This window comes from Bacillus sp. FSL L8-0528 (assembly GCF_038593085.1).
GTDB classification, from domain to species: Bacteria; Bacillota; Bacilli; order Bacillales; family Bacillaceae; genus Bacillus; species Bacillus paralicheniformis.
The window spans coordinates 1,914,288-1,926,436 of record NZ_CP151961.1; the positions used below are offsets into that span (position 1 = coordinate 1,914,288).

The 12,149-nt window shown below is 35.0% G+C and carries 9 protein-coding genes and 1 pseudogene; 7 read left to right on the forward strand and 3 right to left on the reverse strand.

Annotation, left to right across the window (positions count from 1 at the left end; genetic code table 11):
• Positions 1–518: 518 nt before the first annotated feature.
• Positions 519–863: a hypothetical protein gene (locus tag MHI30_RS09775; protein WP_073425996.1), complete on the reverse strand. Its 345-nt coding sequence runs from the start codon at positions 861–863 to the stop codon at positions 519–521.
• A 175-nt stretch (positions 864–1,038) separates the two neighbouring features.
• Between MHI30_RS09775 and MHI30_RS09780 the strand changes: the two genes are divergently transcribed.
• From MHI30_RS09780 to MHI30_RS09790, 3 genes are all read left to right on the forward strand, one after another.
• The gene (locus tag MHI30_RS09780; RefSeq protein WP_237562719.1) at positions 1,039–1,284 is read left to right on the forward strand and encodes a site-specific DNA-methyltransferase; all 246 of its coding nucleotides are present in this window, start codon (positions 1,039–1,041) and stop codon (positions 1,282–1,284) included.
• 1,121 nt (positions 1,285–2,405) lie between these two features.
• Positions 2,406–2,873: a DUF6323 family protein gene (locus tag MHI30_RS09785; RefSeq protein WP_075754518.1), complete on the forward strand. Its 468-nt coding sequence runs from the start codon at positions 2,406–2,408 to the stop codon at positions 2,871–2,873.
• 1 nt (position 2,874) lies between these two features.
• Positions 2,875–4,311, forward strand: a complete 1,437-nt coding sequence (locus MHI30_RS09790) for a DUF6179 domain-containing protein (protein WP_075754520.1) — start codon at positions 2,875–2,877, stop codon at positions 4,309–4,311.
• Between the two features lie 124 nt (positions 4,312–4,435).
• On the opposite strand, the gene MHI30_RS09795 is transcribed toward MHI30_RS09790, so the two are convergent.
• Positions 4,436–4,753: a hypothetical protein gene (locus tag MHI30_RS09795; protein ID WP_075754522.1), complete on the reverse strand. Its 318-nt coding sequence runs from the start codon at positions 4,751–4,753 to the stop codon at positions 4,436–4,438.
• Positions 4,754–5,297: 544 nt separating this feature from the next.
• Entirely contained in the window at positions 5,298–6,152 is an 855-nt protein-coding gene (locus MHI30_RS09800) for a manganese catalase family protein (protein ID WP_075754524.1), read from the reverse strand.
• Between the two features lie 1,433 nt (positions 6,153–7,585).
• Between MHI30_RS09800 and MHI30_RS09805 the strand changes: the two genes are divergently transcribed.
• From MHI30_RS09805 to MHI30_RS09820, 4 genes and pseudogenes are all read left to right on the forward strand, one after another.
• Positions 7,586–8,074 (forward strand): cation:proton antiporter regulatory subunit, encoded by a 489-nt coding sequence (locus MHI30_RS09805; protein WP_006636982.1) that lies wholly within the window; start codon positions 7,586–7,588, stop codon positions 8,072–8,074.
• 16 nt (positions 8,075–8,090) lie between these two features.
• Entirely contained in the window at positions 8,091–9,314 is a 1,224-nt protein-coding gene (locus MHI30_RS09810; RefSeq protein ID WP_075754528.1) for a cation:proton antiporter, read from the forward strand.
• Positions 9,315–10,779: 1,465 nt separating this feature from the next.
• Positions 10,780–11,760, forward strand: a pseudogene (locus tag MHI30_RS09815) (abhydrolase domain-containing 18).
• A 77-nt stretch (positions 11,761–11,837) separates the two neighbouring features.
• Positions 11,838–12,059, forward strand: coding sequence for a hypothetical protein (locus MHI30_RS09820; RefSeq protein WP_075754530.1), 222 nt, complete (start codon positions 11,838–11,840; stop codon positions 12,057–12,059).
• The last annotated feature ends 90 nt before the right edge of the window (positions 12,060–12,149 follow it).

Below are 12,149 nucleotides of genomic sequence, written 5' to 3' on the forward strand. Positions count from 1 at the left end.
AATGTCAAATGAATCGTATATTGGTCTCAATAGCTATTATTATATTTTTAATTGAATATATTGTAGCCCCACTTACAGATATAGATACCGGAAAATACGGCACGTTTATAGGCTTAATATTATTGAGTATTGCGGTTCTAAGATTATCTGATAATGAAAAATCATAAATTTTTGCAGGGAGCAGACTTCAATCTGCTCTCTTTTTTGTTTATTTTATTGGAATGAAAACGACAATTTTCCGACAAACAGGGGGACTTTTTATGTTTGTTTAAACGATAAGATTTACTTTCAAAAAATAATGGGAGATGTACCAGTCCCTTATCAAGTTGGATTCGGATACTCAAATCAAGGCGATGAAGAATGAAGCCAAACGGGAGGAACATTCTGAGCCGGATCGCGCTAGTCTTGCGGCTTTGGTATCAAAGATATCAGCTTTAGAAGCCTGTAAGGATGACATTATTAACTTTGTAATTAGGCGTATAAAAAAGGAGTGAATAATCACTCCTTTTACCAAGAATTTACCGAGGTTCTACAGTAATCTTATAAATCACATAGTTATCATTGATATCATAAGCATAAACCAATGCTGTACCGAGTGAAGAATGGGAAGATACGACACCACCAGGACTTATGCTGATAAGATGGCTGCCAGAAACTATTTCCCATCTTGTATAGCCATTTAACAACAAAACATTAGAATTCCTTAGCATATGAAAATCTACTGTTGCAATGGCATCGGCAGGTTTTACAACTTGTTTAATTTGTGCTGGCTCTTGGGCAGATGCTTGATTTGTTAACGCTGGAAGAGCTAATGAAGAAATAGATAATGCTGAAACAATCAATCCTTTGTAAAACTTATTCATAAGATTTGCCCCCTAGGTTTTGATTGTGTTACAAGTCTAGTATAGCATGTAAAAATTTAGCAATGTGTGAAGTGTTTGTGAAACTTAAAATATCTCTTTAAAGAGAAAAGGGGAGTGAAGGGAAATAGATTGCAACATTTTAAATAAGATACATAATTACGATTGCATCGAGTTTATGAATGAGCATATAGATAACTGTTCCATTGATCTAACAGTGACTTCTCCTCCTTATGACGATTTAAGAAATTACAATGGATATTCATTTAATTTTGAAAAAACTGCTAAAGAATTGTACAGAATTACAAAAAAGGGTGGAGTAGACGCGGATGGTCAATATACAGAGAAAGAATTTGTCGAAGATATTCAATCAATGATTGATTATTTTCCAGAATTGGATAATAAAGAAGAGAATAATGAATAAAAAATCCTTCTTGCAAGAAGGATTTTTTTTATAACAATACCACACCGACGACATATACGATCGATTTAGTTATAAACAATTTTTAAAACGGGAGGTTTTGAAAAAGCGAAATGGTAATAACTAAAGTTGATAAAGAGCCCAAAGATATCAAAGATACAATTTTTCGGTTGTTTTGCTTTTTTGAAGATTTACTTAGTTCATAAATTAATGCACCCCATAAAAGCATAGATGCCAAAATAATAATACTCATATACGCATAATCCTCCTTTTTATGGTTAACATTGTCGTCGATTTTACCACATTTAGGATTGAGATGTCGATGAAATAAGCATCTTTATTTCATTTTAACTCTTATAGATTTGATTTCTTCAGGTCTATTTCATTCTTTTACTGAAGAACAAAACCGTTTATTTTCAACGCGGACATTATATTTCCTTCGAAGTTCTCACTATGAACACTGACATTCACTTACTCTCTAGTATAGAGTTCCTTATTGAAATGTCTTTATTGCTTTTGTTGTCGAAAATGAAATGGACACCTTTTATAGCCATAACAGAAAGAGACTATGCAACAAAAAAGGTTAACAAAATGAGGTTGTAAGCTGCAGCCTTATTAAAAGTCAGTACAAATGGAAAGAAATCATCCAACACGCTGCTGTACGGCATCTTTAAGGTGACAAGCGAATTAAGAGAAAGGAGCGGCTGTACGTGTCGGGAACCGTTGGCTGTTCTTTTGGCTCCAAGAGAGCAAGGTATAGTCGGCTACACGTCCAGAAAGCGGCGGGACCGTCTACTGATGGTATTTACGGGTCTAAGACAAAAGATTAAAAAAATTAGAAAAGTTAAGTAATACAACAATTTTAACAGAATGAAGTATAAGCAGATAAAAATTTTGAAAGAAATCTGTTGAGTTGAAGGGGAATGAAAATGGGGCTTGAGGAATAAAAAGCTGATTTAAAAGGGAAAGAAACAATGCTGCTGAAAAACAACTATTGACATATGTAAGTAAATAGAATAAATTAATGAATGTTAATAAAAAGTAAACTAATTTTATTATAACACACAAGAAATAAAAAGTCAATGTTTTTTTAAAAAAAGATGCTTTTGAAAGGAAGAGAGGTTATGAACTTATCTCGTTTTTTGAATTCCATTCAATTATCCCCTCAATCAAAACCTATGATGGAACTGCTTGAATTAAATGAAAAAACAAAAGAGCATGGCCTGATCTTAACACCCAGCGATATAAAAACATTAATCGTTTATAGAAATAAAGTGCTTCATGATCATGGGCGTATAGAGCTGGGGATTGAAGTACTAAAGGAATTAATTGAGGTGTTTGCTGCTTCGCCCTATATGGATGAGGATAATTATGTCGAAACGTTAATCGAGCTTCAGGAGATTTTTTATTATCTCAGAAATGAAACAGAAGATAAGATAGGGGACATGAAACTGATTCATCAGATGATGGAGTGTTTTAACGGGCCTTCTGCCGGGTCTTTAGAGATATTAAGAAGTAAAATGGAGGAACTCGCGGAGTGTTTCAGAAGAGATACGATGAGAAGTGAGTCTTTATATAAAGGTGATGAATAACATGGACTTAGATAACACTTTAAATCGCTATGATTTGGTTTCAAATTTTACGATTGATAAATCAAAGTTAAAGCAAAGCCAATATATGTTGTCGCTTCTAAAAGAAGGCCAAAGTGTTGGAGTTATTACCAGCGAGAAAGCTTACAAGATACAGGTAGAGATTATGCAAATCCTGCAACGATTGATTGGCCAGTATACCAAAGGGGAAAGTACGTCGGTTACTACAGAAACGGCGGAAGGGATTATGGTTTCTCTCATGTATGCAATAGATGCTTATGCTCTCCATTTTGAGAAACCTGAAGAGGCCATAGTATATTTACATTCTGATAGTATAAAAAAAATATATACCAAAGGTGTCGAATTACTTCACTGTTATTTTGAAGAAGCTAAACAATTGTATCAAGACGTAAAAAAATTAAAATTAGATGTGCCTGTTGATGCTTATCATTTAACCATTGACGAATCGTTACCTGTATTTATGAATCATTATAATATTATTTTTGAAGCTCAAAATACGATGGCGAGCATTGACTATCCTTTAGCCATTGATAACATGGAACTGCAAGGTGTTTTTTATATTAAACAGTATTTAGAGCGACTGCTGATAGAAACGAGATTCTGTCACTTTTTTAACCATCACGATTTAATGTATATCTTGACAAACTTCGGGAGAATATGTCGCTTTAATTATCGCATAGAACTTTTTAATATTTTTGAGTTAATGATAAACAATGCTGTTTTTTCACTGCTATCCGGGGGCGAAGCCAATCAAGTCAGAATTTCTGAAGTTCAATATGACAGGTTGAGTCGGTTGTTAAGTGATTGCCATGCTGAAAAAAGGGCAAACTTAATTAACGAAGCATTTGATCGGTTACAACGGGATTTAAAGACAGATCAAACGATTACTGATTATATCAATTTGTATCGCAATGAATTTATTCAAAGGGTAAATAACGCTGCGGAAATTGATGGCTTCAAAATGTTGATCATCAGAGAAATTGAAGAGAGAGAAAAACCAATAGCCTTAATGTTAAATGAAAATGATCGCATGAGTGATATTGAAATTCGGAAATTGGTGGATTGCATCATGGAAAGAGAGAACACAGCAGAAAAAATATCACTGATCCGCGATCATTTTGTTTCACTACATGATTATTTGGATTTGCTAAATTCGGGATGTCTGTTTGACGACGAATATGACGCACTTTTTGCTACGTTTGGGAATTTTGAATTGGCCATTTTTGCGAAAATTGTATTTTATGAAGAATTAAGAGGGGGAATTCTCAATTTCATTGACATTGTTGCTGACTGTGTTGAAGCAAAGAGCGAGTGGGAAACATATTATATGAAGTTTATTAAACAATTAGAAGATGAACGCATTGCAACCATTGGACACCTGATCAATGATATTGACTATGAGGAGATATCGTTTTATTAAGTAAAGACGTTATTAAAAGTTCTTTTAAAAAGGAGAGTCTAAAAAAAGACGGAGATAAATAACAGCACTCGATAAATGCAATCTCATCCCGCTAAGGAAAGTTTTTTCAATACAACTTAAAAGCTTAAAGTAACTCTACTCCAATTTGCTTAGTGAATTTTACTTTTATTCTCTCTTCTTCTCTAATACTTACAACCATGAAGTCTTCAACTTTCTTAATGCTAGTTACGTTTTGAAAAACACCTGTAAATACTGCGGAATCTTTATAGGTTATATCCAAGCTACAAGTTAGTTGATAAACATCTAGCGTTAAAATTAACTTGAAGTTTTGATTATCTTTATAAGTATAAATCAATTCGCCGGCCTCTGGATCATCAGCTATACTGACTGGCTCGATCTCAAAAAGTTCCAGTAAATCATATTCATTATATTTTATAAACATCCAACTGACTCCTTAAAAATAGTGATATTACTGTAATAGCGTCTCTATTTTCACTTGAAACTACTTTAACCTCTTTTGTTTCAAGGAAAAAGCATAATAATGAATAATTTAATACTAAGGATTTAGTTATAAACAAATTTAAAACGGAAGTTTTTGAAAAAGCGAAATAGTAATAACTAAAGTTGATAAAGAGCCCAAAGATATCAAAGATACAATTTTTTGGTTGTTTTGCTTTTTTGAAGGTTTATTTAGTTCACGGGTTAATGCACCCCATAAAAGCATGGATGCTAAAATAATAATACTCATATACATTTAATCCGCCCTTTCTTTCATTGTCATCGATTTTACCACATTTAGGATTGAGATGTCGATGAAATATGCATCTCTATATCATTTCATTCGCTAATTTTTTAATCATGATATAGAGAGTGGATAGTTCACAAATGATTTAAAGCAGCCTTAAAATTCTATATTAACGAATAAGCATAATCAATCAAAATTAAAGGTGCTCAAGAGATTTCTTGAGCACCTTCATACATCCTGATCAGGCATTCATATCGCCTAATCCGGGACTGTGTTCATTCGGTATTTCCGGAAGCACCGGTACAGGAAATCCTGCCGGAGGGTCTGTTACTTGTAACTCTCCGCCATTACGGCTTGGAGATTTCCCTTGATAGATTTCTCCGATTCTTGTCTCATCCAACCTGAAGTTAAACAGGGCATTGTGGTAGCCTAATTCAACAAACTTTCTGCACTCGGGATATTTATTAATGTCGTAATTCGGCACAGGAAAAAGGTTCGCCCAGTCAACTCCCAATGTCTCGAGCGCTTTAGCAAACGCATTTTGGTGAGCATTGTCGCGTACAATAAGAAAAGCAAGGGTTTCCCGAAATGTCTGATTAGAGCTCATTTCATAAATCCTTGTTTTTTGCAGCACGCCTGTCGACTCAAGAAGCAAGTTATCCAGCAGGTCGGCGATTAAGTTTCCGTGGTTATACACCCATGACCCATTCCAAGGATTTCCTCCTGCATCAACGGGAAGTGAACTTTGCGCCCCAATAATATAATGATGAGGATTAGCATTTTTAATCGCTTCATTGAGAGGAGCCTGATCTGCACCTTGATTGCCGACTCCTTCGCCGCCTGATTCATCTAATAAAGCATTAATTGTACTTTGCACTAGTTCAACGTGAGCAATTTCCTCTAAGAAAATGCCCCGGAGCAGGTCACGGTATTGTTTCTGTTCTCCCCTGAAATTTGAGCTTTGAAAAAAAAACTGCATCATCGTACGCATTTCTCCAAAATGTCCGCCCAATATTTCCTGCAACACCTTAGCGGCTGCCGGGTCAGGCTTGTCCGGTTTAATGATATTTATCAGTTCCTCTTTGTAGTAATACATAATATACCTCGCTTCTTTTAAGTGATTGATTTCTTATATCATTTGTAAGAATAGATAAAATATACAGATATTCTCTTATCAGTAAGAAATAAATCAACAATGAAAAAATCACAAATAAAGCACGAAAAGTATATAAAAACAAGAGAGTCGGCAAAATAATTCTTATTCGAAACCCACTTATGCCAATTTTTCGAAAGGATACAAAAAACGACGAAGTTGATAGACGGAATGGGCGGAATGATGCAGCCCACAAAAAACCCCCTAGATTTCCAAGGATTTCATTGTTAGTTAAATTGGTCACGAAATGGTCACATCGATCATAAAGTCTGGATTTTCGTTGATAGTTCATTAGAAATGGGTTTTTATAGCCAGCGGCTAATTATTTGCAGATTAAAACTTAGTTCAAACCAAATAACCACAAGAAAATCAGCCCTTCATAACCAAAAATCGGAAGATTGGTTTCTTTTAGAAAAAGAATTTGCTATGTTGTTTTAAAGGAAGAGAAATTTTTTGAAATCATAAGTTCAGTCATGTCTGTCGTAATCGTTTCTTAGAAATCTTAAACAAAGGTGTAGACTCTGGTCAATACACATTCATACTAAAAAAACAGCAATTTTCCAACACGAGCTACATATTTTATTTCGCATTCTATGCAAAAGCTCTCTTGAAAAAGAGCTGCTTATTAAATTCCAACTTGTCAATTGCTGTTCATTTTTTTGCCATAATTTCTGACTATCCGCTATGTATACTGCATTTGGCGGATCATCATAAAAGGGAATGCTTTATATCAATCATATCATCGTCATCAAATCAATTGTCGATTTATGTAAAGTGTATCAGATTCTACAATCAACAAATTAGCATTTGCAGCATCCGAAACTGAGCTTAAATTTTAAAAAGTGTTCAACCAGGTTCTTTTTGCATGTAACTTCAGTAAGTTTATCAAGCAACTGTTCCTGAATCTCTCTACAATTACCCAAAATTACCCGTTAATCCAGATGGAATCCTGCGATTAAGCGAGCATTTGAGAGAAAATCGTATAAAACCGAGGGAGGCGAAGTAACTTTAATCAAGTGTTGGCTAATTACATAATCTTTGGCGTTTGCATTGTTACAAAACAATACTATAATGGTATTGAGTGACATGGATCGAGAAGGTTAATTAAGCAATATATGTAAATTTAGTTAATTTTATAAAATATGTAAAAAAGTGTTTGAACGTTCTTACCTTCTTTATTGTCTTCACATATAAATATTAAAATTATTTGAATAAGAAGGGGCAATAGGGAAGGAGGTTTCTTTCGAAAGCGATTTTATCATTCGCCCTTCTGAGTCGATCAAATGTCTTTGGAATTAAAGAAAAGCAAAATTGAAGTCAATCTTTAGAATAGCCCTAACCCATATCCATTATTGTTTTCAGAGGAGGAATATTAAATGAACATTCGGGAAATTGAGCTTCCGGGAATTGGATATAAGTTTGAGATCTTTACAAAAAATCAGGATAAGTTGGTCATTGTAATCCATGATGACGGCCGCAGAGAAATTTATCATTTTGATGCTGACGATCATGAAGAGGTTTTGGTCAGTGCTACTTTTAACGATTCTGAAGCCAGAAAAATTGCAAGTATATTAGGAGGTATGGCATATAAACCTAAAGCTTTAGAAACTGTAGAATTTGCCTTTGACGATACAATCATTGAATGGTATCAAGTAGAACCCAATGCACCCGCTGTAAATAAAACCATTGGCGAAATTGATATTAGAAATAACTTTGGAGTTACTGTTATTGCAATTAAGAAAAAAAACAGCAAAAAGTCACACAATCCGGGATCTGATACAGTTATTGAAGCTGGCGACACATTGGTTGTTTCAGGAGAAAGACAGCAGATTAAAGAGTTAATTAAAAAGCTGTTATCAACATAAGGAGTGGAGATTAAAGATGGATCACTTAGTATTTGAAGTTGGTACGGCACTTGTTATAGTTGCGATTGGAGCTGTTGTTGCAAACAGACTAAAGTTTTCAATCATCCCCTTTCTAATTATTCTTGGGATGATTGTGGGCCCGCATGCTCCGACGATTGGGATCATTGATTTAACATTTATCGAAAGTAATGAGATTATTCAATTTCTAGGCCGAATAGGTGTGCTTTTTTTACTTTTCTATTTAGGGCTTGAATTTTCCGTTGGCAAACTGGTCAAATCAGGGCAAAACATCGTAGTAGGCGGCAGTATCTATGTGGCCATCAACTTTATCTTAGGTCTTCTGTATGGATTTATCACAGGCATGCCTTGGATGGAAACGCTCATTATTGCTGGACTGCTTAGTGTATCTTCCAGTGCGATTGTAGCCAAAGTTCTTGTCGATTTAAAAAGAACAGCTAATCCCGAAACAGAGCTCATCCTGGGGATTATTTTATTTGACGATATCTTTCTGGCTTTATTTTTAACAACTGTATCAGGAGTTTTGCTTGCAGGTTCTACATCTTTTCTTGGTATCTTCACCTCCGTACTTATTTCTGTTGCTTATATGTTACTGTTCTTTATTATCGCACGAAAAGGAGCCTCGTTATTAAATAAATGGTTAAACATAAAATCAGATGAAATTTTTATTATTGTGATATTTTCGATCTTATTTTTTGTTGCGGGATTTTCAGAAACTCTTCACGTGGCAGAAGCGATTGGTGCCTTATTGTTAGGTTTGGTTTTTTCTGAGACTGAGCATCGGGATCGCATTGAACATCTTGTTGTTCCATTTAGGGATTTCTTTGGGGCAATTTTCTTTTTCAGTTTTGGATTAAGTATTGATCCATCAACATTAGCTGATGCCATTTGGCTGGCATTAGGTGCAGCTGTACTTACGATAATAAGCAATTTTGTGGCTGGAATGATTTCTGGAAGGAAAGCGGGGCTATCCCATAAGGCCTCTACTAATATCGGATTAACCATCATGGCTCGGGGAGAGTTTTCTATCATCGTAGCAAATTTAGGGGTCGCTGCAGGATTAAATCCTATTTTAACGCCTTTTACCGCGCTCTATGTTCTCATTCTGGCAGTTTCAGGACCACTTATGGCAAAAGAAAGTAAGAGTGTTTATAAACATTTAAACAAAATTTTCAAGTGGAGCAAACCTGCGGAAAAGAGCAAAATGAAAACACCCAATTAATCTATATGCCAATCTTCCTAAGTGGCAACAGTTATTTCTCTTAAACTCACACGATCAACATAAAATTCCCATTGGTCGCTTTCCTTCAATAAAAATCAGCTTCTTTCTTCTTTAAAAAAGCTACGTTGCTTTGCACTATTGGAGTGAGAGCTGCAGCGGATGACTTCACATGCACATTTTCCTTTCTTTTGTTTTATAGAATCTTGAGCTGATACATTCGGGCAACCGAGGGCTTCTTACGATCCTGCTTCCGTTTCCTTGAATCTGCAAATTGTTAAGAATTTCAAAGTAATGCCGCAATAGAATGTGAAATCATTCTCATTAATATTTTGGGGCATATTGCTTGCCATAATTGGGACGTGAAGCAATAATTATTTCAATTTGTTTTGTCAAAACAATATCAGAATAGAGAGATGCTGCGAAATGTATAATGAGCAAAACATATATTATGTGAAATTGCTAATCAAAAATTCACATGAGAATATTACCACAGGTGGCTCTATACAGCAATAACACCAGCTCTCAAGAAAACTGGTGCGGGGAAGAGGGAAGGAGAAATGCGGCAATTACAGCGTGTATTGATCTTGATTTGGAACCTTTCGCCAGACACGTTTATAGCTCCTTAATCATTACAATTTTTTATTTTACTTGCTGCTTAATAATTATTCCCTTTCTTATATAATAGAACTAAAGAACTGCAGGTGCCTTTGGTTACTAGAAAGGCGGATACAAATCGAAATGTTAGACATCACCCTACTAATATGCAGTAAATTAAGCTATTTGTTTGGCATTTTAGAACGGTGAAACTGCTGATCGTAAATGGATTTAAATATTTATTTTATTGAAATATAAGGGAGTAAATTATGTTTTTAATAGGTTTTACCTTGGCGTACTTTATAAAGCAGCCGATATTAAGTTTTGGAACGGTTTTTCTTTTCATCTATGGACTTAGATTTTCTTCCAAAGGTATGAATGCTGAAAAACATGATTACTATATCAATCTATACAGACATATATTTTGCTTTATAATACCTTTCCTTAACTTTTTTATGTATTGGTCAACGATAGGAGGTAATGCGGGATTCGGGTTTACATTTAGTCCGCTTACCCTCATGCAAAAGCTGTCTTTCTTATTACAAGTTATTTTGATATTCTTACCGAAATTCGCAAATTTTAATTCATATTGATGAAAAGAAGCAAAAATCAGCATCAGCTTTTTATCCAATTGCTTTAATCCTAACAATTTGAATGGCATATCGTTAAGGATCTTAAGCAATGGCGTTACTCTACATAAAAAATTGCAGTATTGAAAGTTGCGCAAAGGGAGCGGTAAGAATTTAAAAGTAGCTTGTGACACTTTTTAAAAGTTAATGAAACTGACTGAAGCTGCAGGGAGCCCCTCTTTTTGGCCGAACGTCCTTCAATAAAAAAGCACCATTACTTATACCAATCAGGAGGACAAAAAGTGTTTTTTGCAAAGATGATCGATCGTTTAGCGTTATATGATTTGCACAGGAAAAGAAGTAAAGAAAAACATTTTTCCGCTTTTTCATTGGATTCGATTGACAGGGACGAATTCTATCAAGCAAAAGCGGCTGATGTCTCCTTTATTCTTCATGAAGCGAGAAAAAACTATTTGGCTGGACATTTCAGCTATGAATCTATCATTCCATCCGGGGACCCTGTCAATGATAGTTTAAAAGGCGAGTTTTTTTAAAATAAGAATGATATAGATCAACCTAATGTTATTTTTGTACACGGCTGGCGAATGGATTCATACGACAGAATAAAAAAGATATTTCATGAGCGTATGATGAACGATTTAGGCTGGAGCATGTACTACTATTCTCTTCCGTATCATTTTGAAAGAGAGCCGGAACATTCGCTTTACAGCGGTGAATTGATGATAAGTGCGAATTTGAATCGTACAGTTGAATCAACAAGACAAGCTGTCGTGGATTTACGGGCGCTCATTCACTGGATCAAAGCAAATAAAACCAGTCCTGTTATTATTGTGGGCGTTAGTTTAGGCGGGTGGATGACAAATTTACTGGCTGCCCTTGAGACTGAAATCGACATCGTGGTCTCGATATTTTATGCGAATCGTCTTTCTTACTCGATATGGAATACCATCCCGGGTAAATTCTTAAGAGAAGAATTAGAACAGCACGGTGTGACATATGAAGATTTAAAAACATATTGGGAAATTACAGATCCCAGCCAAGCTGTGCCGAAAGTTAACAAAGATAACATTTTGCTGATATCCGCCGTTCATGACGAATATGTTCACTTAGAGGATGCTGATAAGTTGTGGGAAAGCTGGGGGAGACCCGAAAGACATCTTTACAATTGCGGCCATGCCGGAATTGTTCTTTGTCGTAAAAAGCTGGCATTAGATACGATTTCTTTCATCCGAAAAAAATTAAAACAGCTTTATGAGGGATAATTTCTTTAATTTATTAATAAGCTGACAATTTTCAAAATGTTCTAATAGGAAGTTTTCTTTTTACAGGAGGTTTTTTTATGTACTTTGTTTCCGGATTTGTTTCAATTTTGCTGGGTCTATTAACGCTGTTTTTCTTACAGGTGTTATCTGTTGCTTTTCCTCATTATATAATTGATGCAGATGGCAATAGTGAAGCTTCAGTTTATTTTCAATCATCTGTATTGTTTTATCCTGTATTGCTTCTCATTTTAGGCGTCATCATGATCATTGTTCATTTGCGGACAAATGATAAGGATTAATTCGAAGGTGAGTATCCAGTTTGACTGCGAATTGATGCATCATCTAAAAGAAGCGGGTATATCATTGATATGAAAGCATCTAAAAAAAGG

Bases quoted from the DNA above. Each gene is read 5' to 3' on its own strand.
- MHI30_RS09780 (WP_237562719.1), top strand. From the start codon at position 1,039: ATGAATGAGCATATAGATAACTGTTCCATTGATCTAACAGTGACTTCT.
- MHI30_RS09800 (WP_075754524.1), bottom strand. From the start codon at position 6,152: ATGTATTACTACAAAGAGGAACTGATAAATATCATTAAACCGGACAAG.
- MHI30_RS09785 (WP_075754518.1), top strand. From the start codon at position 2,406: ATGAACTTATCTCGTTTTTTGAATTCCATTCAATTATCCCCTCAATCA.
- MHI30_RS09790 (WP_075754520.1), top strand. From the start codon at position 2,875: ATGGACTTAGATAACACTTTAAATCGCTATGATTTGGTTTCAAATTTT.
- MHI30_RS09775 (WP_073425996.1), bottom strand. From the start codon at position 863: ATGAATAAGTTTTACAAAGGATTGATTGTTTCAGCATTATCTATTTCT.
- MHI30_RS09805 (WP_006636982.1), top strand. From the start codon at position 7,586: ATGAACATTCGGGAAATTGAGCTTCCGGGAATTGGATATAAGTTTGAG.
- MHI30_RS09795 (WP_075754522.1), bottom strand. From the start codon at position 4,753: ATGTTTATAAAATATAATGAATATGATTTACTGGAACTTTTTGAGATC.
- MHI30_RS09810 (WP_075754528.1), top strand. From the start codon at position 8,091: ATGGATCACTTAGTATTTGAAGTTGGTACGGCACTTGTTATAGTTGCG.
- MHI30_RS09820 (WP_075754530.1), top strand. From the start codon at position 11,838: ATGTACTTTGTTTCCGGATTTGTTTCAATTTTGCTGGGTCTATTAACG.